This window comes from Massilia varians (genome assembly GCF_027923905.1).
Classification (GTDB): Bacteria; Pseudomonadota; Gammaproteobacteria; order Burkholderiales; family Burkholderiaceae_D; genus Telluria; species Telluria varians_B.
In genome coordinates this window covers 387127-410798 of record NZ_AP026966.1, presented here as the reverse complement: position 1 = coordinate 410798, position 23672 = coordinate 387127, and the positions used below count along the sequence as shown (strand labels likewise).

Below are 23672 nucleotides of genomic sequence, written 5' to 3'. Positions count from 1 at the left end.
CATGACGGCGTATACGCCTTCTTCAGGCATGAGTGCGCGCCTGGTGCGGTATATCGGTGACCGAATCGCCACCGGCAGGCCCGGACAAGGCCGTTTATGTATCCTGAACTATCACCGTATCCTGGAGTCGGCCGATCCGTTGCTGGCGGCCGAACCGGACGTGAAGACATTCCGCTGGCAGATGCAGGTGCTGGCCGACTGCTTCAACGTGCTGCCGATGGACGAGGCGCTCACGGCGCTCGCGAGTGGCCGCATGCCGCCACGCGCGGTATGCATCACCTTCGACGACGGCTACCGCTCGACCCATGACCTGGCTTTGCCGGTGCTGCGCGAGTTCGGCTTTCCCGCCACGGTGTTCGTCACCACCGGCTTCGTCGACCGCGGCAGCATGTGGAACGACCGCATTCTGGAAGCGCTGCGCACCATGAACGCGGCCGGTCTCAACCTGGAGGATGCGGGGCTTGGCAGCTATTCGCTCGACACCCTCGAACAGCGCCGCGAGGCAGTCGCGGTACTGACTGAAAAAGCCAAGTATCTCGAGCCGGCCGCGCGCCAGGCCCTGGTCGAGCACCTCGACGGGCTGGCCGATTCGCCGGCGCGCGAGCCGATGCTCACCACAGACATGATCCGCGCCTTGATGGAGCAGGGCATCGAGATCGGGGCACACACAGTGTCGCATCCGATCCTGACAAGCCTGCCCGATGCCGGCGCGCTGCAGGAGATGGAAGAGAGCAAGCGCCAGCTGGAAGCGATAACGGGCCGGCCGGTGCGCTATTTCGCCTACCCGAACGGCAAGCACGGCAAGGATTTCGACGAACGCCATATGACCATGGCGCGCCAGGCCGGCTTCGAGGCCGCCTTTACGACCGCCCTCGGAGCGGCCAGCGCTGCCGACCACCGTTTCGCCCTACCGCGCAGCCGTCCTTGGGACGTTACCCGCCCCTTCTACGTATTCCGCGTCCTGCGCTGGCTGGCAGCGTGAACGTCATGGCTACCATGACAAACACATTCACAGGCCGCAAGGCAATCGGCATCTCGTTCGCCACGCAATACGTCGAGCTGGGAATCCAGTTCGTGTCGGTGATGGTACTGGCGCGGATCTTGTCGCCGTCGGAGATCGGCACCTTTTCGGTGGCGGCCATGTTGATGACCATGCTGCACACGTTCCGCGACTTCGGCGTGATCCAGTACATCATCCAGGAACGCGAACTGGGCCGCGACAAGTTGAGCTCGGTAATGGGCGTGGCGATCCTGCTGGCGCTGGCGGTAGCGGGCGTGATGGCGCTTCTCAGTGTGCCCGTGGCGCAGTTCTATGCCAACCAGGCGCTGCGCGATGTCATGCTGGTGATGGCGGCCAGCTTCGCGATATCTCCCTTCGGCTCGGTAGTGCTCGGCGTGCTGCGGCGCGAAGGGCGCCTCGACGCAATCTTCTACGTGAAGACCTTCGCTGCCCTGTGCCAGGTGAGCGTGGGCATCTGGCTTGCTTTGAAGGGTCATGGCGCCCTCAGCCTGGCATGGAGCAACTTCGCCGGCATCCTCGCCTTCGGCCTGGCCAGCAACGTCTTCCGGCCCGCCAGCCTGCCCTGGCTACCGCGCTTTCGCAATCTGGGCGCCATCCTGTCCTTCGGCAGCATCAGCAGCCTGGGCAACCTGGCCAATAACGCCGGCGCCAGCGCTCCAGAGCTCATCATCGGCAAGGTCATGAACCTGGCGGCGGTCGGCTATTTCAGCCGCGCCACCGGCCTGGTGCAGCTGTTCACACGCCTGATCGCCAGCGCGCTCACGCCGTTGGTGCTGCCCTACTTCGCCCAGGTGAAGCGCGATGGCAAGGCGCTCGACAAGCCTTACCTGACAGCGGTGTCACAGCTGACCGCGGTAGCCTGGCCCTTCCTGGCAGTTCTGCTGGTGCTGGCCTATCCAGTGACCCGTGCCCTGTACGGCGACCAGTGGAACACCGCGGTGCCGATAGCGCGCCTGCTGTGCGTGGCCAGCATCGTCAGTGCGGTCGGCCTCTTCTCGTCGCAGGCGATGGTGGCGGCGGGCCAAGTGCGCAGCGCGACCCTGTGCAACCTACTGGTCCAGCCGCTGCGCATCGCTGCCGTGCTGGCCAGCTCGGCTTGGGGCCTGGAAGCGGTGGCCTTGGCTATGGTAGTTTCCGAATGCATCGGCCTGGTGGTTGTATGCTGGTTCCTGCACCGCACTATCGGCGTGCGTCCGCCGGCGCTGGCGCGTGCCTGTGCTGGCAGCGTCGCAATCGCGGCCTGCTCGCTGGCGGTGCCGGTCCTGGTGTGGCTGGGAGGTTCCGACCATACGCCACACGTCTGGAGCGCACTGGCGCTGGGAGGCCTCGGCGCCGTCCTGGGATGGCTTGGCGGCCTGGTGCTCACCCGCCACCCGCTGGGCGAACACGTGCTACCCTTGCTCGGCCTGCATGCCCCCTCCAGCCGCACCTCGGCGCCGGGCCTCGCCACGCGTGTCAAGCGGCTGGTCTACCGCAGCGGCCTGCTGGGCGCCTGGCACCGCATCCGCAACCGCCGCAACCTGACGGTGGTGATGTTCCACCGCGTCCTGCCACGCACTGATCCGCGCTTCGCCGGCGCCGATCCGGAATGGACCATGACGGTAGAAGCATTCGGCCAATGCCTCGAGTTCTTCCGCCGCCACTACAACGTGGTGGATGCGCCTCGGGTGTTCGCGGCGCTCGAAGGAAAACACACCCTGCCGCCCAACAGCCTCTTGATCACCTTCGACGACGGCTGGGCCGACACCGCAGAATTCGCTCAGCCGGTGCTCGACCGCTACCGCATGCCGGCGCTGGTGTTCGTGGCAGGCGGCGCGGTTGGCCAGAGCGCTCCCTTCTGGGAGGAAGCCGTATTCAGTTTCCTGGCGACCGAGCCGGAGGCGCTGGCACAGCTCAGGGCGGCGCTGGCCGGGCTCGACATGAAGCCGCTCAAGGATGTTGCGCCAGCCGGCGGCGAAGCGGCGATCCGCGCCGTGATCCGCGAACTCGGCCAGCGTCCACGCAGCGAAACGCTGGCGCTGGCCGCCGAACTGCGCCGCCGAAGCGGCGCCGGACACGGCCTTCCCGCGATGATGGACGTGCCGCAGCTACGCCAGCTGGCCGCAGGCCATGCGATCGGCGGACATGGCATGAGCCACCAGCCCCTGACCCGGGTTCCCGACCTGGCCCGTGAACTACGCGCCGCGCAGGAGTCGATGTCCGGCTACCTCGGCCAGGAACGGATCGTTTCGATGTCGCTGCCACACGGCGCCGGATCGGACACCGTGCTGGCGGCCTGTCGCGCGGCCGGCTACCGCTACCTGTTCGACAGCCGCGGCCACCTGAACCGCATCGGTGGCGCAGCCGAGCCGGGCCAGGACATCGGCCCGGTCGGCCGCCTCCACATCTCGGAGCGCGAGATCGCCGGCGCTGACGGCCTTGTCGAGCCAACCCGGCTGGCGGCCTGGCTATTCCTGCGCCCGGTGCGTGCACTCGCGCGCACGCGGGCCTAGGACTCGCGATGCGTCCTGTCGCCACAACCTATATCGATCCGAAGGCGGCGCAGCCCGCCCCACTATCAAGAGCACAATATGGTTTCGAAGGTTAACCCGATGCAAGAACAACATAACGACCGGCCGGGCGCCGCACTTTCCTGCGCCCCCGACAACATCCAGGTCAGCGTGATCATCCCGGCCTTCAATGCCGCTGCGACCATCGCACGCGCACTCGCTTCGGTACGTGCCCAGGAAGGCGTGGGGACCGAAATCATTGTCATCGACGACGCCAGCTGCGATGGCACCGCGGACGCCGTGCGCGCCGCGATCCGGCCGGGAGAAAACATCATCCTGCTGCAACTGCCACTCAACAGCGGTGTATCGGCGGCACGCAATGCCGGAATCCGGCTGGCGCGCGCGCCTTACCTGGCCTTTCTCGACGCCGACGACATCTGGCTGGCAGGCAAACTCCAGCGCCAGGTGGCGACCATCGCCGCCGATCCGACTATCACCCTGGTCTCCTGCAACAGCCAGCAGACGGATGCGGAGGGCCGGCCGCTCAAGGAAGGCCACGTGAACCGGCCGCCGGTGCAGGGCGCAGACGCTTGGAAGACCCTGCTGGTGTATAACTTCCTGCCGACCCCCACCGTGCTCACCCGTACCGCGCTGGTGCGTGAACTGGGTGGCTTCGATGAACAACTGGCGGTGGGCGAGGACCTCGACCTGTGGATCAAACTGGCCACCCGCGGCAAGATCACGGTATTGCCGGAAGTGCTGATCAATTACTATGACCTAAATGACAGCCTGATGAAGCGCCACCGCCGCCAGACCGGCGACATCGTCCAGCCCATGATCGAGCGCCATATCCGCGAACAGGCGAGCAAGCTGTCCGATGCCGAAATTCGCCATATGCGCGGCAGCCGCTCGTTCCAGATGGCCTGCGACCTGTTCTTCTCGGGCAGCTACCGCTCCAGCATGTCGCTGTTCATCCAGGCGGCGCGCTGTGGCACCCGTCCCCTGAAGAGCCTGTCTTACCTGCCACGCGCGCTCATGCTAGAAGCAGCAGCCTTGACCAAAGAAACCTTTCTGAAGCTGGGGAAATAAGGAGGATGCAAGTTTGGGACATCCTGATCAAGGGATGGCCTCAGACCAGGACTTCGGCTGCCGCCGGATGGCTCAGGAATGCGGCCGGGCTGGCGCTGCGCCCGTAGGCGCCGGACTGGAACACCACCACCAGGTCTCCCGCTTCCGCCTTTGGCAACTCCATGCGCTCGGCCAGCAGGTCGAGCGGGGTGCATAGCGGCCCCACCACGGAGACCGTTTCACGCTGCGCGCCGGCGCCATCTTGCATCCGGTTGCCGATCGCGACCGGATAATTCTTGCGGATCACCTGGCCAAAGTTGCCGGACGCCGCCAGATGGTGATGCAGTCCGCCGTCGGTTACCAGGAATACCTGGCCGCGCGACTCCTTGCGCTCGGTGACACGAGCCACGTACACGCCGGCCTCGCCTACCAGGTAGCGTCCCAGCTCGACGATCACCTCGGTCTGTGGCGAACGTTCATGCAGACGCGCGATACAGGCTTCCAGCTTAGCCCCAATGGCGTCCAGCGCCAGCGGCGCCTCACCGGGAAAATATGGAATACCGAAGCCGCCGCCGATGTTCAGCTGGGGCAGCGGCAAGCCGCTGTCTTCGAGCAGGGCCAGGGCCAGCTCGATGGTCGCGGCCTGGGCCTCGATGATGGCGTCCGCCTTCAGGCTCTGGGAACCGCTGAAGATGTGCAGGCCGCGGAACTCGACCGGCATGTCCACCAGTGAGCGCAGCACCGCCGGCACCCGCTCGGCGTCGATGCCGAAAGGCTTGGCGCCGCCCCCCATGCGCATTCCCGAGCCCTTCAGTTCGAAGTCCGGGTTGACGCGCAGCGCCACCAGCGGCCGGATGCCCAGTTGAGCGCCAATGGTGGCCGCGCGCGCCAGTTCACCTTCCGACTCGATGTGCAGGCAGACCCCCGCGGCGATCGCCCGGCGCAGCTCGGCATCGAGCTTGCCGGGGCCGGCGAAGCTGATCTCGCCCGGCGCCATGCCGGTGTCGAGGGCGACCGCCATCTCACCGGCCGAGGCCACGTCAAAGCCGTCGACCAGGCCGGCCATGTGCTGCACCAGGGCCGGCATCGGATTGGCCTTGACCGCGTAATGCAGCCGTACCGAACCCGGAAGTGCAGCGCGCAGTTGCGCCACGCGCGCGCCCAGCAGGCTGCGGTCGTAGGCATAAAAGGGCGTGGAGCCGACCCGCTCGGCGAGCCGGGTCAGGGGGATGCCGCCTACCTGCAGGCAGCCATCCGCCACGGCGAACAGGGTTTGCGCCGCATGCACGGGCTTTTGCAGTGGACAGGAGTCACTCATGCTGGTCCTCGAACAGGTTCATGAAGTCAGCGCGCAGCAACGGACGATCGATCTTGCCGTTCGGGTTGCGCGGCAAGGGTCTGGCACGCAGGTCGATGTGGGCCGGCACCATGTAGGCCGGCAGCAGGCGGCGGCAGGCCTGCTGCAGGCCCGCCGCCGCATCGGGACCGGCATCTTCACGCAGGCGCGCCACCGCCACCACCGCCTGCCCCAGCTTCGGGTGCGGCACGCCGAAGGCGGCCACTTCCGTCGCCAGACCGCTGGCATGGAAAGCTTCCTCGACCTCGGTCGGGCTGACCCGGTAGCCGGAAACCTTGATCATTTCGTCGCTGCGGCCGATGAAATACAGGTAGCCCTCCGCGTCGCGGCGTACCGTATCGCCCGACCACACCGCCATCTCAGCCAGCGGCAGGGCCGGATCGCGGCCCGGCGTCGGGCGGAAACGCTCGGCGGTCTTGACCGGATCGTTCCAGTAGCCCAGCGCCACCAGGGCTCCGCGATGCACCAGTTCGCCCGGCTCGTCTGTCGCGCAGGGCGTGCCGTCGGGCCGCACGACCATCACTTCGGCGTTCGGGATCGCGCGCCCGATCGAATCCGGACGGCGGTCCAGTTCGGACGGCGGCAGGTAAGTGGAGCGGAAGGCTTCAGTCAGCCCATACATCAGGAATAGCTCGGCCTGCGGAATGGCCGCGCGCAGCGCATCGACGGCGGCACGCGGCATGGCGCCGCCGGAATTGGTCAGGTAGCGCAACGTGGTCGCCGCCGACCAGTCGAGCCGCGCCAGCTCGATCCACAGCGGCGGCACCGCCGCCAGCCCGGTGATGCGCTCGGCCACCACGGCGCGCCCGATATCCTGGGCGAACAGATGATTGATCAGCACCACTGCCGCGCCTACATGGAAGGCGCAAGTGAGTTGGCTCAGGCCGTAGTCGAAGCTGAGCGGGAGCACCGCCAGCAGGCGGTCGTCCGGGCGCAGCGCCAGGTAGCTCGACACGCTGAGCGCGCCCGCCACCAGGTTCCGGTGCGACAGCACGACGCCTTTCGGTTTACCGGTGCTGCCCGAGGTGTACAGGATCGCGGCAACATCGAGGTCGATGCGTTCCACCGGACGTGCCGGCGCGCTATCGCTTCCCAGGGTGCGCAGGACTACGCCCGGCAGCGCTTCCAGCCCGTCGGTGGCGCCAGCGAGCAAAATGGTACGCAGTTTGGGACAGCCAGTCAGCGCGGGCGCCAGCTGGCGCAGGCGTTCCGGCGAGGTCACCAGGACGCGCACGCCGCAGTCGGCCAGGATATAGGCGACCTGTTCCGGTTTGAGCAGGGGATTGACGGGCACGAATACGGCGCCCGCGGCGGCGGCGCCGAACAGGGCGACGACGCCTTCGATGCGCTTTTCGAGGAAGACCGCGACGCGCTCGCCGCCTTGGACGCCGGCGTCCTGCACGGCGCCGGCGGCCGCGCGGACGCGCTGCGCCAGCGCCGCGTAGTCCAGGCGCTCGCCGCGGTAGACCAGCGCTTCGGCATGCGGCATGCGCTCTGCCGCCGAGAAAATGAAATCGTGAACGAGCTCACTCATGAAAACTGATCCTTTCCCGCTCCCTGTCCGGGCAGCCAAGCGCGCATTTTACCAGTAAGATTTCGGTGAAGTAATCGACGACGGGGGCGCACGGATGAGCACCCGCTCGACCGGAAGCCATTGCTGAGCCTATACTCTCTGATGACCAGAATCCTGCCCTCACCCACCCTTGCAACTCCCGGCGCCACCGGCACGCCGGCACGTCCGCGCGTACCGCTGGCGCCGGTGCTGTCGGTCGCCAGCTTCACGCATGGAGGCACCGTAGCGCCGGAAAGGCTGCCTTCCGTGCTCGATGCCGGTCCTGTCCTGCTGGTCACCAGCGGCCGCATCGCGATCGGCATGGCCCTACGCGAGATGGAACTCAAGCCCGGCGACGCCATGCTGGTGCCGGCCTGGCACACCCAGTCGATGGTGGCGCCACTGCTGTGGGCCGGCGTGCAGCCGGTGTTCTACGACGTCGGCCCCGATGGCGCCGTCGCCATCCAGGAGCTGGCGCGCCGGCGCACCCCGGCGGTACGCGCGCTGATGGCGACCCACTATTTCGGCTTCCACCAGGACATGGCGGCGCTACGCGCTTGGTGCGACGCCAGCGGGCTGCAACTGCTGGAGGATTGCGCCCACTGCTGGTTCGGCGAAGTCCAGGGGCGCCCGGCAGGCGCCTGGGGCGACTATGCGATCGCCAGCAGCATGAAGTTCTACCCTACCTACGAAGGCGGCTGCCTGGTTTCGGCGCGCCATGCGCTGCGCGCGCCGGCGCCGCGCGGCGCCGGGGTCGGCTTCGAGGCCAAGGCGGCCATGGGCGCGCTGGAACGCGCCTTCGGCTACGGTCGCCTGCAGGGGCTCGAGCTCCTGCTGGCGCTGCCAATGGCCCTCAAGCGCGTGCTGTGGAAGCGCGCCAAGGCGAAACAAGCCGGCGCCCCCGCCGCGCTGGCGCCCGATTCGTCCGACAGCAGCGTGCGCTTCGAGCCGGCCTGGCTTGATCGCCGCAGTGCGCTGTTCTCGCGTATCGTGCTGCGCTTGAGCAGCGCGCAACGCATTGTCCAGCAGCGCCGCGCCAACTATGCCCGCCTGGCGGATGCGCTGGCCGGCCTGCCGGGTTGTCGTCCTCTGCATCCTTGCCTCCCCGAGGACGTGTGTCCCTGGGTATTCCCGCTAGTGGCCGAACACCCCGAGGCGCTGTTCGCAGCCCTGCGCGCACGCGGCGTGCCGCTGGTGCGCTTCGCCGAAATGCGCGACCCCGGGGCGAGTGTCGATGCCTTCCCGCACAGCGCCGCGCTGGTGCGCCAGGTGCTTGCCTTTCCTATACACCAGGAGTTGCGGGCAGACGAAGCCGCCTGGCTGTGCACCACCATTCGCGAGGCGGCCGGCGCATGAGCGATACCTTGCGCTGGACCCTGTACCCCGCCGCCCGCTTCCCGGACTTCGCCTCCGACTGGACGGCGCTGGCGCGCGAGACCGCCATGCTGCCGGCGCTGGCGCCCGAGCTCGTAATGCCGCTGCTAGACTGCTTCGGCGACCAGCGCGCTCTGCTGGCCTGCTGCCGGGAAGGCAAAAACGACGCGTCCCTCCCGGTCGCAATGGGCATATTCGTTCCCGCAGGACGTGGCTGGAGCACGTTGCAGCCGCCCCAGGCCCCGCTCGGTCTGTGGCTGCAGCAGCCGGGCCGGGGCACCGGCGAACTGCTGCACGACCTGCTGCGGGCATTGCCCGGCTGGCCGGCAATGGTGGCGCTGACCCACCTCGACCCTGACCTGCTGCCGCGCCCCCCGGATGCGCGCAGCGTGCGCACGCTTGACTACATCGACACCGCCCGCATCACCTTGCAGGGCAGCTTCGACGATTACTGGGGCGCGCGCGGCAAGAACCTGCGCGCCAACTTGAAGAAGCAGCGCGCCCGCCTGGCCCGCGACGGCATCGCCCTGCGCCTGGAAACGGTGCGCGATGCCGCTGACATGGAGGCGGCGGTGGCCGACTATGCGCGCCTGGAGGCCGCCGGCTGGAAGGCCGGGGGCGGCACCGCGGTGGCGCCGGGCGACGCGCAGAGCCGCTTCTACGCCGCCATGCTGGCCGCGTTTGCCCGCCGCGGCGGCGCCTGTGTCTACCGCTACTGGTATGGCGAGCGGCTGGCCGCAATGGACCTGTGCATCGAGGATGAAGGAGTCCTGATCGTGCTGAAGACGACCTACGACGAAGTGGTGGCTGAGGGCACCTCTCCCGCCCTCCTAATGCGCGAGGAGTCCACCCGCGCCCTGTTCGGAGCGGGCCACTGCCGGCGCATCGAATTCTATGGCAGGGTGATGGAATGGCACCTGCGCTGGACGCAGGAAGTCCGCCGTCTGTACCATGTAAACTATTACCGATGGCCGCTGCTGGCGCGCGCGCATGCCGCGCTGCGCGCCCGGGCCTGAATCGCTGGAGAAGCCATGTACCTTGATGAAGTAAGACAAATCGTGACCAACACCTTGTTTCTGGGCCCGCGCGGCGACGCGCTCACCGCCGACTCGCCGCTGCTGGGCGCCCTGCCCGAGCTCGACTCGATGGCGGTAGTGTCGCTGCTGGGTGCACTCGAAGAGCGTTTCGGCTTCATGGTGGACGACGACGAGATCAGCGCCAGTACCTTCGAGACCTTGGGCAGCCTGACAGCATTCGTCACCTACAAGCTCGGCCAATGAGCAGGGCAACGGGCGCCGCACCCTTTTTCCTGCCGTCCCCGCGCGGGCCGCTGTTCGCCCTGTATCACGCCCCCATGGGCGTGTGCCGCCATGCCCTGCTCTACGTGCATCCATTCGGCGAAGAGATGAACAAGTCGCGCCGCATGGCCGCCATGACGGCGCGGCGCCTGGCGGCCAGCGGTGTGGCCGTGCTGCAGCTGGACCTGAGCGGTTGCGGCGACAGCCACGGCGATTTCGCCGACGCGCGCTGGGAAGCCTGGCTGGACGACCTGGCGCTTGGCCGGGCCTGGCTACATGAGCGCAGCGGCATGGCGGCCAGCCTGTGGGGCCTGCGCCTTGGCGCGCTGCTGGCGCTCGACTTTGCCCGGCGCGCCGCCGCCCCGCCACCACGCCTCCTGTTGTGGCAGCCGGTCACTAGCGGCGCAGTTTACCTCACCCAGTTCCTGCGCTTGCGCAGCGCTGGCGACATGCTGCGCGCTGGCAGCGCGCAGGGGGCTCAGACCCTGCGCGCCGCCCTGCTCGGCGGTACGCCGCTCGAGGTTGCCGGCTACACTCTAGCTCCGCAGCTGGCGGCGGCCATCGACATCCTGGATGCCGGCGTCATGATCCCGCCGGCATCGGTCGACTGGTTCGCGATCAGCCCGGGTGAGCGTCCCATGTCTCCGTCCAGCGAACGCATTGCGCACGTCTGGAGCGTCGGCGGCAAGGCCGGCGTGCGGGTGGCCATGCATTCGGTACGTGGGCCGGCCTTCTGGGACAGCCAGGAAATCGTCGACTGTCCGGCCCTGGTCGGTGCCACCGTGGCTGCTATGGCGGAGGCCGCCCATGCATGAGGAACGCGCGCTGTCCTTCGCCTGCGAAGGACAGCAGCTGGTCGGCATCGTCAGCCTGCCCTTTCCCCCCGCCACCCGCGGCGTACTGATCGTGGTCGGCGGCCCGCAATACCGTGCCGGCAGCCACCGCCAGTTCACCCAGTTGGCGCGCCGACTGGCCGCCGGCGGTGTGGCAGCAATGCGCTTCGACTACCGCGGCATGGGCGACAGTGAAGGCGATCTGCGCAGCTTCGAGACGGTCAATTCCGACTTGCGCGCTGCGCTCGACGCCTTCTTCGCTGCCGTGCCTTCGCTGCGCGAAGTGGCCCTGTGCGGCTTGTGCGACGGCGCCTCCGCTGCGGTGCTCTATGCGGCCGATGACACGCGCGTGCGCGGCCTGGTGCTGCTCAACCCATGGGCGCGCACCGAACAGGGCGCGGCGCGCGCCACCTTACAGCACTATTACAGCGCGCGCCTGGCGAGCGGCGATTTCTGGCGCAAGTTGCTGTCGGGCCGTTTCAAGGCAGGGGCCGCGCTGTCCTCAGTATTGGGACTGCTGCGTCATGCCCGGAGCACCCCGGCGCAGGAAGCCGGCGATAGCCTGCCCGACAGGCTCTACGGGCGACTCAGCGCGTTTCGCGGCGGCGTGCTGGTGGTCCTGAGCGGGGCCGACCTGACCGCACAGGAATTCGCCGGACTGGCGCAGTCTTCGGCCCTCTGGCGCACGCTGCTGGCAGACAGCCGCGTGACCCGCTACGAGCTCCCGGGCGCCGACCATACCTTCTCCCAGCGTGCCTGGCAGGACGAGGCTATCGCGCGCATCTGTGAGTGGATGCGCGCGTGATAGAAAACCCTGGTGGGAGCCCCTCGAAGCGAGGTACTGATGGTAGCCTTTCACTTTCCGCAGCAGCAGGTTGCAAAGGTGTAGCGCGCCTTTGCGCTCGACACCGCGCGGCTCTTGGCGCTGGTCGCCGAAGGTAGGCACTCCTGGCCTGCCCAGAGACGGTGCGGCGCCACGAGCGCCGCACCCATGCACAGCAGCTGGCGCGCCTGTTTGACGAGGTCCTGAACGCTTAGTTACCGTTCTGGCTAGACGCCTTGATCCCGTGCCGGGACATCAGGTCGTATAAGGTCGGGCGGCTTACGCCAAGCATTTCCGAGGCCTTGACGATGTTGCCGTCCACCCGCGCCAGCACTTTGACGATCGCCTTGTACTCGGCCTCGTCGCGTACCTGGCGCAGGTTGATCGGCTCTTCCACCGCGCCCTCGCTCGGCAGCCCGAGGTCGTCGGCCACGATGGTATTCCCATCGGCCATGATCACGGCGCGCTTGACGTAGTTCTCCATCTCGCGCACATTGCCCGGCCAGTTGTAGGCCTCGATGGCGGCGATGGCGTCCGGTGCGAAGTTCAGCGAGGAGCGTCCTTCGGACGCGCAGAACTTGTTCTTGAAGTGGTGGGCCAGCAGCGCGGCATCGCCTTCGCGCGTGCGCAGCGGCGGGATGGTCACCACGATCTCGGAAAGGCGATAGTACAAGTCTTCGCGGAAGCGGCCCTGGGCGCACAGTTCCTTGAGTTTCTGGTGGGTCGCGCAGACGATGCGCACGTCAACCGGAATCTCTTCGTGGCCGCCGATGCGCTCGATGACGCGCTGCTGCAGGAAGCGCAGCAGCTTGGCCTGCAGCGGCATCGGCAGGTCGCCCACTTCGTCGAGGAAGAAGGTGCCGCCGTGCGCCAGCTCGACCTTGCCCTTGGTCTGCTTGGCGGCGCCGGTGAAGGCGCCCTTTTCGTAGCCGAACAGTTCACTCTCGAGCAGGTTTTCCGGAATCGCCGCGCAGTTGATCGCCATGAAGCGCTCCTTGGCGCGCGGCGACAGCTGGTGCAGCGCGCGCGCCAGCACCTCCTTACCGGTGCCCGATTCGCCCAGCAGCATCACCGAGGCCGAGGTCGGGGCGACCTTTTCGATGTTGCGGCAGACCTTAAGCATGCCCGGGTCGCGCGAGATCACGCCGGCCAGCGGTGCGTCGGCCTGGGTCTCCTGCAAGCGGCGGTTCTCCATCTGCAGGTCATGCAGGAAGAAGGCTCGCTGGATCACCAGGTTGAGCACTTCCGGGTCGCAGGGCTTCTGGTGGAAGTCGTAGGCCCCCATGCCGATCGCCTTGACCGCATTGGCATGGTCCTGGTTGCCGGTCAGGACGATCACGCGAGTATCCGGCGCCAGCGCCAGGATCTGCTGCAGCGTCGCCAGTCCTTCAGTGGAGCCGTCAGGATCGGGCGGCAGTCCCAGGTCCATGGTGCACACGGCCGGTTCGTGGCGGCGGATCTGCGCCAGCGCGGCCTCGCGGTCGCCGGCCACCACCACGTCGTAGCCATCCAGGCTCCAGCGCAGCTGCTTCTGCACGCCGGGATCGTCTTCGATGATGAGCAGTTTCGGTTTGGTCTGGGTCACGTCTTTCCTCGCTTCAGGCGGCACGCTGGGCACGCTGGGCGCCCGGCTCCGCCGGCACTTCCTGTTGATGGAGCGGCAGCACGACGCGGAAAGTGGTGCCCGTACCCGGGCTGCTCCGCACCTCCAGGCTGCCGCCCAGTTCGTTGATGTACTCGCGGCTCTCGAAAGCGCCGATGCCCATGCCCGCCGACTTGGTCGAGTCGAAGGGCTTGAACAGGCGCTCGCGGACGAATTCCTCGTTCATGCCTTCGCCCGTATCGCTGATCTCCACCAGCGCGCGCGTGCCGTCGCCGGCCAGGCGGATAGTGACGGTGCCGGTGCGCGGGGTGGCCTCGATCGCGTTCTGGATCAGGTGCCCGACCACGCGCTCGAGGCGTTCGCGGTCGGCCACCACCTGCAGCCCCGGGGTCTCGACCAGCAGTTGCGGACGCGGCTCGAAGGCTGCCTTCTGCTCCATCGCCTGGCGCACTACCTGCTCCACCGCCAGCGCCGACGGCTGTTCGGCATTTTCGGTGCGGCTCAGCTTTTGCAGCATGATCTTCATCTTCTGTACCGAGTAATCCACGGTCTCGAGCATGTCGGCCTGGAATTCCGGATTGTCCTTGTGCCTGGCGGCGTTGGCGTTCATCAGGGACAGCTGCAGCACCAAGTTCTTCAGGTCGTGCACCACGAACGTGGACATGCGGTTGAAGGACTCGAACTGGCGCGCCACCATCAGGGCGTTCGCGGTCTCCTGCTGGGCCAACTGACTGGCGGCCTGACTGCCGGCAATCTCGAGCAGGTCAATCACTTCCCAGTTTAGCGTGATCGGGCTACGCGCGTTCTGCAGCAGCACGAAGCCGGACAGGCGTCCGTGCAAGATCAGCGGCACCACCAGCCAGGCACGCGGATAATTCATCAGCCATTCGGGCAGCACCAGAGCCTCGTATTTATCGGGGCTATGCGCGTATTCGTGCAGGTCGACCACCCATTGGCTGGACTCGAGGAACTGGCAGAACGGCGAATCGGCCGCTTCCATGCCGCTCAAGGCCGGCGAATGCCAGGCGGTCGCCGCCTCGAAGCCGCCGGAACCGCTGCGTCGCCACAGCACGCCGCCCGGGCTTTCGACCAGGGTCGCCAACGCCTCGATAACGCGTTCGCCCAGGTCCGGCCCAGGTTTCGACAAGGTACGCGTGAAGCGCATCCATTCTTCGCGGTAGTCGTAGTTATAGCGGTAGAAATGTTTGCTGATGAAGACCTTCAGGCGTGCCCGGAAGCTTCCCGAGAACAACACGCCGACCAGCAGGATCAGGGCGCCGAACAGGAAGGTCACCTGCATCACGGTGCCCCAGCTGCCGCCGAAGTAGCGCAGGTAGTAGCCGGCCGAGCCCATCGCCAAAAGGTACACGGCCGAGCCGAACAGGGTAGCGGAATGGAACATCGCGCGGCGCGACACCGACAGCGGCGAAGACCACAACTTGCTGCGCCCGAGCGAGACCGCGATCAGCGGCGCGGTCAGCGCATTGACGACGCCACGCGCGGCCCAGATGTCGGGATTAACCTCGCGGAACAGCATCGCGTTGCTGTACAGGTAGAAGTCGTAGGCGAACATTGCGCCGATGCCGAGACAGGCGAATTTGACGGCCCAGCGTTCGTGCAGGCTGCGCGCGCGGTACACGTGCTCGACCAGCAGCATGCCCGACACCGCGATCGCCACCCGGGCTGCCCCCGGAAGCACGCCAGCCTGGCCCTGCTTTGCCAGGCTCCACCAGCCGAGGGCCACGGCGCCGAAGCAAGCCAGGTAGACCAGGGCGCCAAGCACCAGCGCCGGCTGCAGGCGAAGTGGCATGCGGCTGCTGTCATCCGTGAAGTGCCCGCGCAGCACCACCAGAAACACCGACCAGCCGGCATTGCGCAGCAGTTCGGCGCAGTCGGTCAGCATCGAGGATATGCCGCCGGCGGCCGCCTCCCATGCCAGGGCGGCGCCCCACAGCACGCTCGACAGGCTGGCAAGGCCGAGCGCGACGTCGTGGCGGCGCCGTTGGCCCACCGCCAGCGGCGCGCCGAGAATGAGAAAGCATACGGCCACCAGTACGTAACTGTAGGCCGCGATACTGGTCAGGGAGATATCGTCCATGAGAGAAACTAGGCGGCGCTTGGCGGAAGGAATGAAGCTCGGGCTGGCCCAGCGCAACGGCGCGCCGGGCGGGACTCTGCGGCGGCGCTCACTGGCCGCGGCGGAGCAGGACGACCTTGAGCGTGTTGATCAGGATGAGAACGTCGAGGAACAGGCTATTGTTCTTTACGTAGTACAGGTCGTACTGCAGCTTCTGCAGGGCATCTTCGGCCGAGGAGCCGTAGCCATAGCGTACTTGGGCCCAGCCGGTTATGCCCGGCTTGACGCTGTGGCGCACGTTGTAATACGGGACCACTTCGATCAGCTGCTCGACGAAGTAAGGACGCTCCGGGCGCGGGCCGACGAAGGACATCTGGCCCCTGAACACGTTGAGGATCTGCGGCAGTTCGTCGATACGGGTCTTGCGCATGAAGTTGCCGAAGCGGGTGACGCGCGGATCGTTCTTGGCAGCCCACTGCGGCTTGCCGCTCTTCTCGGCGTCAGCGCGCATGCTGCGGAACTTGTGGACGCGGAAGGTGTTGCCGTCCTTGCCGACCCGCTCCTGCGAGTAGAAGACCGGACCGCCGTCTTCCAGCTTCACCAGCAGCGCGGCCAGCAGCATCACCGGCAGGGCCATCACCAGGATCAGCAGGCTGCACACCAGGTCGAAGCTGCGCTTCATGAAGGTGCGCACAAAACTCTGGTCGAAGCCGCCGCCGAACACCAGCCACGAGGGCTGCAGCGAGTCGACGCGGATCTGGCAGGTCTCGCGCTCGAAGAAGGTGGCGGCATCGGTCACGCGGATGCCTTGCAGCTTGCAGTCGAGCAGTTCCTTGATCGGGAAGCCGCCGCGGCGGTTCTGTACCGACACCACGATTTCCGAGACGTTGTACTGGCGTACAAGCGACACCAGCGAGTCGCCATCGCGCACCTTCAGAAGGTTCGCTGGCGGTACGCATAATTCTTCGCCGGCGCTCGCGATGAAGCCGGCGATGTTGTAGCGGTGGTAGTTCGAATTCTTCTGCGCCAGCTCGCTGCATTCCTTGGCCAGCGGGCCGCTGCCGAGAAACATGATGCGCGACTGCAGGAAGTGTGCCTCGGACGACTTGAAGAAGGCCATGCGCGCCAGGAAGATGCCGGTACCGGCCAGCATGAACACCAGGGCCATGGTGCCGCGGTCGAAGGATAGCTCCGGTGCCATGTAGAACACCAGCGCCAGGATCGCAAAGCCCATCAGGAAGGACGGCATCAGCTTCATGAAGAAGGGATGGCGCAGGCCTTCGTCGAAGTCGAGCTGGTACATGCCCATCGCGCTCATGCTGAAGATGATCGCCACCGTGAATGCGGCCGCCGACGTGAAGAAGTGGTCGAGATGGGCGGCCGCTACGGCGTCGCCGAACTCGAGCATGCGCACCGCCGCGCCGACGTAGGCTGCGCCCAGCAGCACCAGCACCTCGACAAAGAGCAACAGGAAAACGATCTTTGACACGTAGTGGTTAGAGATCCTGAACACGGTACCCTCCCTGATTCTTCTTACTTTTATATGTTTACGCAGCGGTGTTCGACGATGGTGCCAGGTGCTGCACATACCACGCCATCGCCTGCTGCAGGCCTTCGTCGATGCGATGCGTCGGCTGGTAGCCCAGCAGGGTCGCCGCCTTGCTGATATCGGCCTGCGAATGGCGCACGTCACCGCGCCGGAAATCGACGTATTGCGGCTGGTGCGTTTCCAGGTGCTGGAAACGCTCCCGCAACAGGTCGCGCATCATGCTGTACAGCTGGTTCAGATTGGTGCGGTCGTTGACCGCGACGTTGTATACTTGGTTGGCGGCTTCGCCCCCTGCGAGCGCGGACAACAGGTTGGCCTGTACGACGTTGTCGATGTAGCAGAAATCGCGGCTGGTCTCGCCATCGCCGTTGATACGCAGCTCGTCGTTGCGGATCAGCGCGGCGACCCACTGCGGGATCACGGCGGCATAGGCGCCGTTCGGATCCTGGCGCGGACCGAACACGTTGAAATAGCGCAGGCCGATCGCTTCGGTGCCGTAGGTGCGGCCGAACACGTTGGCATACAGCTCGTTGACGTACTTGGTGACAGCGTAAGGCGACAACGGGTTGCCGATGCGATCTTCGACTTTCGGCAGTGCCGGATGGTCGCCGTAGGTCGAGCTAGAGGCCGCGTACACGAAGCGCTTCACCTTGGCGTCGCGCGACGCCACCAACATGTTGAGGAAGCCGGTGACGTTGACCTCGTTGGTCGTAATCGGGTTATCGATCGATCGCGAGACCGAGCCGAGCGCGGCTTGGTGCAGGACGTAATCAGCGCCGGCGCAAGCGCGTGCGCAATCGTCTGTGTTGCGGATGTCGCCTTCAATGAAGGTGAAGCGCGACCAGGCTTCCGCGCCGACGGCCTCGCGCACCATGTCAAGGTTATGGCGATGGCCGGTGGCGAAGTTATCCAGGCCCGTTACCTGCTGGTTCAGGCGTAGCAGCCACTCGACCAGGTTCGAACCGATGAAACCGGCGGCGCCGGTCACGAGCCAGTGGTAGCGATGTTGCAGCAGGTGTTGCTGGACTTCCTGAAACTTATTCACTTTCGAAAACTTTCTCGGTCGCGCCGGCACACTGCCGGCTTCGCCGCCGCGCTTGCGCGCCGCGGCCGGGTACAGGTTTTTTGTAGGGCTACAGGCGCCAGACGCAGTAGCCAGCTTCCTGCAGCGCTTTCGGGTTGAACTGCGATTTCACGTCGACGAAGCAGCCGTTCTCGTTGAGCTTGGCCTGGAAGTCGGCGATCGACAGCGCCAGCACTTCCTTGTGCGGCACCGCCACTACCAAGGCGTCGGCCTGCGGTAGGCTGCCCCAGCTTTCCAGCTTAATGCCGTACTCGTGCTGCGCCTCCTCGGCGTCGGCCAGCGGGTCAAACACGTGCACGTCGCAGCCGTAGCTTTCGAGCTCATGGACGATGTCAGCTACCTTCGAGTTGCGCAGGTCCGGGCAGTTTTCCTTGAAGGTCAGGCCGATTACGTTGACCTTCGAGCCCTTGACGTGGAAGCCCGCGGAGATCATCGACTTGACCGTCTTCTCGGCCACGAACTTGGCCATGCTGTCGTTGATGCGGCGGCCCGCCAGGATCACCTGCGGGTGGTAGCCGATCGACTCGGCCTTGTGGGTCAGGTAATATGGATCGACGCCGATGCAGTGGCCGCCGACCAGGCCCGGACGGAATGGCAGAAAGTTCCACTTGGTGCCGGCCGCTTTCAGTACGTCGAGGGTGTCGATGCCGATCTTGTCGAAGATGATCGCCAGCTCGTTCATCAGCGCGATGTTCAAGTCGCGCTGGGTGTTCTCGATGACCTTCGCGGCTTCGGCGACCTTGATGCTGGAAGCGCGATACACGCCGGCGGTGACCACCGATTCATATAGCTTGGCGATGCGGTCGAGCGATTCCTCGTCGTCGCCGGAGACCACCTTCAGGATGGTGGTCAGGGTATGTTCCTTATCGCCCGGGTTGATGCGCTCTGGCGAGAAGCCGACGTGGAAGTCCTGCTTCCACTTCAGGCCCGATTCGCGTTCCAGGATCGGGATGCAGACCTCTTCGGTCGCGCCCGGGTAGACGGTCGACTCGTAGACGACGACGACGCCGCGCTTCATGTTGGCACCGACCGACTTGCTGGCGCCGATCAGCGGCTTGAAATCCGGATTGTGGGCGATGTCGACCGGGGTCGGCACGGCCACCACGATATAGTCGGCCTGGGCCAGCATGGCCGGATCGGTCGTCACTTCAAGGTGACGCGCCTCGCGCAGTGCTTCTGACGATACTTCGCCAGTCGGATCGACGAACTGCCTGTAGTTGTCGATTTTAGCGCACGACAGGTCGAAGCCGATGGTACGCCCTTTCTTTCCAAACTCAACTGCCAGGGGCAACCCGACATATCCCAACCCTACAACCGCAACAACCTCATCAGCTTTCATATCGCATTCCGCTCAAGAATTAAATTTTGAAATTATGTTAACTTTTAGTTGGCATGAATGCATTAAGACGCTCAACTCTACATTATTATTTGCTTCGTGATAACAAAATTATTGATGGGTCGATGTTTAAAAACCACGACCATACGGGTTTCGATCGCTTAGCTCATCTGTAGCGACCTGGGGATATTAGCATTTTCTGAAACAAAAGTTCCAAAAAGGCATGTATCGTGCGCAAGCTTTCGATAGCAAAACACAATGAAAAATTTCCGGAGAGAATCAAAATCCCCGCGAAGGAAGGGGGCAGAAATGCCGGTATCAGGATGGCGCGGCTGGCGGGGATCGAACCCACGACCCTTGGCTTCGGAGGCCAATACTCTATCCACTGAGCTACAGCCGCGTAGGGGGAGAAGAAGTGATGCGAAGGATACAGTCTTTCTCCGATGCCGTCCATGGGAATGCTGTTGTCAAGGATGAATTTCGTTACACTAGAGCAGCTTTACGTCTATAATCAGCCGTTTGACGGCATTTGCAAAATAGCATGTCGCAGGCGCCGGTTGTGGCAGGTATTTTCGGTAGTGGCAGGTTTTTTTAATCGAATTAAGGAAATCATGAGCGACGCACATAACGAACACCAATCCCTGATCCGTACCCCGAAGCAGCTTGTGGCGTCCGTCACAGGATTCTTCCTGGTCATCGTCATCGGCATCATTCTGCTCGTGATTTTCGCTACCGGAGACCGTTTGACCGGAGCCGGCACCAACAGCCAGAGCGCCGAAGCAGTCGCGGCACGTGTGCGTCCGCTAGCTGACGAAGGATTCAACCTGGTCGACGCGAGTGCGCCGCGCGTCTTCCAAGCAGGCAATGCAGTTTATACCGCGGTCTGTGCGGCCTGCCACGACAGCGGTGCCGCCGGCGCTCCGAAGCTGGGCGACAACGGCGCCTGGAGCGCTCGCCTCGCTCAGGGCTACGACCTGTTGGTAAAGCACGCCATCGAGGGCATCCGCGCCATGCCGGCCAAAGGGGGCAACCCGGACCTCGACAATCTCGAAGTGGAGCGCGCCGTGGTCTACCTGACCAACAAGAGCGGCGCCTCGTACAAGGAACCGGTCGCGCCAGCGCCGGCCGCTGCAACCGCCGCGGCAACTCCCGCTACCGAAGCCCCGGCTCCTGCCGCTGCTGATGCAACGCCGGCTCCGGCAGCCGCGCCGGCTGCCGCTCCAACAGCAAGCGCGCCGATCGCTTCGGCCGAGACCGGGAAGACTGTATACAACAGTGCTTGCGTTGCCTGTCACGCCGCCGGAATTGCCGGTGCGCCGAAAATCGGTGACAAGGCGGCGTGGGCCCCGCGCATTGCGCAAGGTAATGCCACCCTGTATGAGCATGCCATCAAAGGTTTCCAGGGCAAGGCCGGCGTCATGCCGCCCAAGGGCGGCTCGACTGCGTCTGACGTCGATGTCAAAGCTGCAGTTGACTACATGGTTCTTGCCTCGAAATAAGCTGTTCCGGAGCCTTGACAGGCTCCCTTTGCCTCCCCTTCTTGCCGCTCCGCGCTCTCCAAGCCCGCAGACTTCGCCTCCCGTTCCCTCAGCTTTTCCTGGCCTGGCGCGGCAGCTGATCACGTCCTGCTGATGCCACGCACTGTTCAATACGAGCAAGAGATATTTTTTCGATTAGAATGGCCTTGCTTAAATTTCATTGCGAAAAATGCAAAATCGTTCACGCCGTGCCATCCTGAAAAAGGCTGACAGCCTTTCTCCAGAAGAACTCCAGACATGGCAGGAGTTGTCAACTACCCAGCCTCATCTTGCATCGCCATTCATGAGCGCCCACTATGCCCGCGCCGTGGCGGAAGCGGGACTAGATGCGCGCGTGTGTATCGTCCGGGACGAGGATCAGATCTCGGCATTCTTCCCACATTCCTACGCAAGCGGACTGGCAAGCATGTTCGGAGTTGCCGAGCGCATCGGTGGCGAAATGACGGATACCTTCGGTGTGGTTGCCCATAGCGGTTTTCGCACCAGCCCTGAGGAATTGCTCCGCTTGGCCAAGATCAATTATTTAAACTTTTCGCATCTCGCCGAGTCGCAGTTGCACTATGGACTCGCGGCAAGCCAGCCGCGAGTTGGCCTGCGTACCCGCGTCGATCCGCAAGCGGTCCCGGTCCTCAACTCGGTGCCGTCGATTGGCAAGCACTATCTGAAAGAAAGCGCGCGCCGCACCCGCAAGCTGACCGAGGAAGTCGGGCCGCTGCGTTTCGAATTCAATGTGGAAGGCAATCGTACCGAAGCCCTCGAGCTGCTCATCCGGCAGAAGCGCGCCCAATACCGCTCCAGCGGCGCTCCCGATTCGCTGAAGGAGAGCTGGAAGCGCAATACCTTGTCCAGGCTGCTGGACTACCGTTTCGACAGCTGCCAGGGTGTACTGTCTTCGCTGTACGCCGGCGACGCCTGGATCGCATCGCATTTCGGCATCATGGGCAACGGCATACTGCACATGTGGTTCCCGGTCTACAACCAGGAATTCTCGAAATATTCTCCGGGCCGCCTGCTGCTGCATGCGATTATTGAATCCAGCCGCGCCGCCGGTTTCGACACGGTCGACCGCGGCGAAGGCGACACGCCGATCAAGCGCGAGATCGCCAATCAGGAATATCAGTTATACCGGGGCATCTGGCAAAGCCGCTCGGCGCTCACGCCGATTGTGCACAACTTTACCCGCTTGCGCTGGCGCCTCGGCTTCTGAGGGGCGGCCACCGGTCAGAGTGAGCGCATACAGCCGCTGAAGTCGTCGAAAGCCCCGTAGCGCGGCCTTTCAGCACGCACCGGACCACACAGGTCGGGCACGGTTTCTCCGCGCATCAGGCGGCGTTCGGCCGGCTCGCGCCAGCGGAAATCGAAGCCGAGCGGATCACGGAACAACGCACGCTGCGGATGGCTTCCGGTATACAGCCGTGCCGCCGACGAATAGTGGTTATCCCCCATGTGCAGGATGCCGCCGTCGCGGCTGCGAACGATGCCATCCACCAGGTTGCCGTCGATCGTGGCGCTGCTGCTCGGGAAGCGTACCGCGATGCCGCCGGTGTCGATGAGCGTGTTGTGAATCAGTTTGCTGCGCGCAGCGGAGTTCAGGTAAATGCCGTCATCCGAACACGATGCAATCAGGTTGGCGCGCAGAGTGCTGTCGGTCTGCTCGGTGATACATTTGCCGCCGTCGCGGCAGAACATCTTTTCGGTACCGCCCCCTCCCAGCGACAGGCCGACACGCTGGCCTGGCGCACCGCGCAGCCGGTCTTCGCACAGCACAAGGTTTTGTTCCATAAGGTTATTGCTACCGGCACCTTTAAAGAAGGCGCCGTAGCTGATCCGGTCACCATCGCCCTTGATGAAGTCGCTGATCAGGTTGCGACGGACGATCCAGTGGCTCGCCGTGACCACATCGATCGGCGTGACAGGCTTGTGTGTCGCCCTGATCGTATTGTTGCGCAGCGTATTCCATTCAAGCAGACCATGATCGGGGTGCTGTCCAGCCTCTCCGTTGATCTTCACATGCGCGTTGTAGTCGACAATCAAGTTATTGACCGCAGCAAAGTGATGGGCATTGCCCACGACATGGAATGCATGCTCGCACGGCGCGTCCGTGCACTTCCCTTGCATGGACAGGTTTTCAAAGCGCCAGTAGGGCGCCGATACCTTGAAGCCTTCATGCGTATTCATGTCCAGGTGGACGCTGCCGGGCGTTTGAGCCCGCACTACGATCGGTGCATCCGCCTGGCCGGGACGCGCCGCCAGGATCCGGTAATCGAAGCGGTAGCGGCCGGGCAGCAGCGTAATGACTTGGCCCGGCAGTGCCTCGGCGATGGCACGCAACAGGCCAGCACTGTCCGCGATCAGGACTTCCTGCCCCTCAGGCGGAACAGGAACAAGGTGACCCGACGTCTGCATGCCAACTTTGCCGCTCCAGAACTCGCTGCGCAGCGGCGGATTGCCGCGATCCACATACACCAGCCATTGTCGGGCGTATGCGCCGATTGATTCTATCAGCGGGTTGTGGCCATCGCTGCGACGCTCCACATACGGCCCCAAGGAACGCGGCGTGATACCGGCATGGTCCAGGTAATACAGGACGACGCTTCCAGCCACTGCAGCCAGTCCGAGACTCGCCAGCCCAAGCGACAGCCACACGCGCCTGCTTCCACGGCGTGGAGA

18 protein-coding genes and 1 tRNA gene are annotated in these 23672 nt (G+C 64.9%); 10 read left to right on the top strand and 9 right to left on the bottom strand.

What is annotated here, in order from left to right:
* Position 1 precedes the first annotated feature (1 nt).
* The 3 genes from MasN3_RS01915 to MasN3_RS01905 all read left to right on the top strand — a co-directional run bounded on the left by MasN3_RS01915 (position 2) and on the right by MasN3_RS01905 (position 4599).
* A complete protein-coding gene (locus MasN3_RS01915) occupies positions 2-982 on the top strand; it encodes a polysaccharide deacetylase family protein (RefSeq protein ID WP_281911810.1) in 981 nt (326 codons plus the stop codon).
* A gap of 14 nt (positions 983-996) precedes the next feature.
* The gene (locus MasN3_RS01910; RefSeq protein ID WP_281911809.1) at positions 997-3513 is read left to right on the top strand and encodes an oligosaccharide flippase family protein; all 2517 of its coding nucleotides are present in this window, start codon (positions 997-999) and stop codon (positions 3511-3513) included.
* A 99-nt stretch (positions 3514-3612) separates the two neighbouring features.
* On the top strand, positions 3613-4599 hold the full coding sequence (locus MasN3_RS01905) for a glycosyltransferase family 2 protein (protein WP_281911808.1): 987 nt from the start codon (positions 3613-3615) through the stop codon (positions 4597-4599).
* A gap of 40 nt (positions 4600-4639) precedes the next feature.
* Here the strand turns inward: MasN3_RS01905 and MasN3_RS01900 are convergent, their stop codons facing one another.
* Together MasN3_RS01900 and MasN3_RS01895 are read right to left on the bottom strand one after the other, a co-directional pair.
* Positions 4640-5896 (bottom strand): pyridoxal-dependent decarboxylase, exosortase A system-associated, encoded by a 1257-nt coding sequence (locus MasN3_RS01900; protein WP_281911806.1) that lies wholly within the window; start codon positions 5894-5896, stop codon positions 4640-4642.
* Positions 5889-7469, bottom strand: coding sequence for an acyl-CoA ligase (AMP-forming), exosortase A system-associated (locus MasN3_RS01895; RefSeq protein WP_281911804.1), 1581 nt, complete (start codon positions 7467-7469; stop codon positions 5889-5891). Before MasN3_RS01895 ends, MasN3_RS01900 begins: the two co-directional genes overlap by 8 nt.
* 141 nt (positions 7470-7610) lie before the next feature.
* On the opposite strand from MasN3_RS01895, the gene MasN3_RS01890 reads away from it, so the two are divergent.
* From MasN3_RS01890 to MasN3_RS01870, 5 genes are read left to right on the top strand one after another with little or no spacing between them, the layout of a single operon-like run.
* Positions 7611-8843, top strand: coding sequence for a DegT/DnrJ/EryC1/StrS family aminotransferase (locus MasN3_RS01890; RefSeq protein ID WP_281911803.1), 1233 nt, complete (start codon positions 7611-7613; stop codon positions 8841-8843).
* The gene (locus MasN3_RS01885) at positions 8840-9877 is read left to right on the top strand and encodes a GNAT family N-acetyltransferase (RefSeq protein ID WP_281911801.1); all 1038 of its coding nucleotides are present in this window, start codon (positions 8840-8842) and stop codon (positions 9875-9877) included. The genes MasN3_RS01890 and MasN3_RS01885 overlap by 4 nt, the downstream gene beginning before the upstream one ends.
* A gap of 15 nt (positions 9878-9892) precedes the next feature.
* The gene (locus tag MasN3_RS01880) at positions 9893-10141 is read left to right on the top strand and encodes an acyl carrier protein (protein WP_281911799.1); all 249 of its coding nucleotides are present in this window, start codon (positions 9893-9895) and stop codon (positions 10139-10141) included.
* Positions 10138-10974: a hydrolase 2, exosortase A system-associated gene (locus tag MasN3_RS01875; RefSeq protein ID WP_281911797.1), complete on the top strand. Its 837-nt coding sequence runs from the start codon at positions 10138-10140 to the stop codon at positions 10972-10974. Before MasN3_RS01880 ends, MasN3_RS01875 begins: the two co-directional genes overlap by 4 nt.
* Positions 10967-11797 carry a hydrolase 1, exosortase A system-associated gene (locus tag MasN3_RS01870; RefSeq protein WP_281911795.1) on the top strand — a complete coding sequence of 277 codons (831 nt, stop codon included), beginning with the start codon at positions 10967-10969 and terminating at the stop codon, positions 11795-11797. The genes MasN3_RS01875 and MasN3_RS01870 overlap by 8 nt, the downstream gene beginning before the upstream one ends.
* 229 nt (positions 11798-12026) lie before the next feature.
* Here the strand turns inward: MasN3_RS01870 and prsR are convergent, their stop codons facing one another.
* From prsR to MasN3_RS01840, 6 genes are all read right to left on the bottom strand, one after another.
* Positions 12027-13400: a PEP-CTERM-box response regulator transcription factor gene (gene prsR / locus MasN3_RS01865; RefSeq protein ID WP_281911793.1), complete on the bottom strand. Its 1374-nt coding sequence runs from the start codon at positions 13398-13400 to the stop codon at positions 12027-12029.
* A 13-nt stretch (positions 13401-13413) separates the two neighbouring features.
* Positions 13414-15516 (bottom strand): XrtA/PEP-CTERM system histidine kinase PrsK, encoded by a 2103-nt coding sequence (gene prsK / locus MasN3_RS01860; protein WP_281911791.1) that lies wholly within the window; start codon positions 15514-15516, stop codon positions 13414-13416.
* Between the two features lie 88 nt (positions 15517-15604).
* Positions 15605-17008, bottom strand: coding sequence for a TIGR03013 family XrtA/PEP-CTERM system glycosyltransferase (locus MasN3_RS01855; protein ID WP_281911789.1), 1404 nt, complete (start codon positions 17006-17008; stop codon positions 15605-15607).
* 34 nt (positions 17009-17042) lie between these two features.
* Positions 17043-18089 carry an SDR family oxidoreductase gene (locus tag MasN3_RS01850; protein WP_281911788.1) on the bottom strand — a complete coding sequence of 349 codons (1047 nt, stop codon included), beginning with the start codon at positions 18087-18089 and terminating at the stop codon, positions 17043-17045.
* 88 nt (positions 18090-18177) lie between these two features.
* Entirely contained in the window at positions 18178-19467 is a 1290-nt protein-coding gene (locus MasN3_RS01845; RefSeq protein WP_281911784.1) for a nucleotide sugar dehydrogenase, read from the bottom strand.
* 321 nt (positions 19468-19788) lie between these two features.
* Positions 19789-19864: transfer RNA gene (locus tag MasN3_RS01840), tRNA-Arg, on the bottom strand.
* A 211-nt stretch (positions 19865-20075) separates the two neighbouring features.
* Between MasN3_RS01840 and MasN3_RS01835 the strand changes: the two genes are divergently transcribed.
* Entirely contained in the window at positions 20076-20963 is an 888-nt protein-coding gene (locus tag MasN3_RS01835; RefSeq protein WP_281914608.1) for a c-type cytochrome, read from the top strand.
* 208 nt (positions 20964-21171) lie between these two features.
* Positions 21172-22209, top strand: a complete 1038-nt coding sequence (locus MasN3_RS01830; protein ID WP_281911781.1) for a GNAT family N-acetyltransferase — start codon at positions 21172-21174, stop codon at positions 22207-22209.
* 14 nt (positions 22210-22223) lie between these two features.
* Here MasN3_RS01830 and MasN3_RS01825 read toward each other — a convergent pair whose 3' ends face one another.
* Positions 22224-23648, bottom strand: a complete 1425-nt coding sequence (locus tag MasN3_RS01825) for a right-handed parallel beta-helix repeat-containing protein (RefSeq protein WP_281911779.1) — start codon at positions 23646-23648, stop codon at positions 22224-22226.
* Positions 23649-23672: the final 24 nt, after the last annotated feature.

Excerpts from the sequence above, each read along its gene's own strand:
- MasN3_RS01915 (WP_281911810.1), top strand. The coding sequence starts at position 2 with ATGACGGCGTATACGCCTTCTTCAGGCATGAGTGCGCGCCTGGTGCGG.
- MasN3_RS01910 (WP_281911809.1), top strand. The coding sequence starts at position 997 with ATGACAAACACATTCACAGGCCGCAAGGCAATCGGCATCTCGTTCGCC.
- MasN3_RS01905 (WP_281911808.1), top strand. The coding sequence starts at position 3,613 with ATGCAAGAACAACATAACGACCGGCCGGGCGCCGCACTTTCCTGCGCC.
- MasN3_RS01900 (WP_281911806.1), bottom strand. The coding sequence starts at position 5,896 with ATGAGTGACTCCTGTCCACTGCAAAAGCCCGTGCATGCGGCGCAAACC.
- MasN3_RS01895 (WP_281911804.1), bottom strand. The coding sequence starts at position 7,469 with ATGAGTGAGCTCGTTCACGATTTCATTTTCTCGGCGGCAGAGCGCATG.
- MasN3_RS01890 (WP_281911803.1), top strand. The coding sequence starts at position 7,611 with ATGACCAGAATCCTGCCCTCACCCACCCTTGCAACTCCCGGCGCCACC.
- MasN3_RS01885 (WP_281911801.1), top strand. The coding sequence starts at position 8,840 with ATGAGCGATACCTTGCGCTGGACCCTGTACCCCGCCGCCCGCTTCCCG.
- MasN3_RS01880 (WP_281911799.1), top strand. The coding sequence starts at position 9,893 with ATGTACCTTGATGAAGTAAGACAAATCGTGACCAACACCTTGTTTCTG.
- MasN3_RS01875 (WP_281911797.1), top strand. The coding sequence starts at position 10,138 with ATGAGCAGGGCAACGGGCGCCGCACCCTTTTTCCTGCCGTCCCCGCGC.
- MasN3_RS01870 (WP_281911795.1), top strand. The coding sequence starts at position 10,967 with ATGCATGAGGAACGCGCGCTGTCCTTCGCCTGCGAAGGACAGCAGCTG.
- prsK (WP_281911791.1), bottom strand. The coding sequence starts at position 15,516 with ATGGACGATATCTCCCTGACCAGTATCGCGGCCTACAGTTACGTACTG.
- MasN3_RS01845 (WP_281911784.1), bottom strand. The coding sequence starts at position 19,467 with ATGAAAGCTGATGAGGTTGTTGCGGTTGTAGGGTTGGGATATGTCGGG.
- MasN3_RS01835 (WP_281914608.1), top strand. The coding sequence starts at position 20,076 with ATGAGCGACGCACATAACGAACACCAATCCCTGATCCGTACCCCGAAG.
- MasN3_RS01830 (WP_281911781.1), top strand. The coding sequence starts at position 21,172 with ATGCAAAATCGTTCACGCCGTGCCATCCTGAAAAAGGCTGACAGCCTT.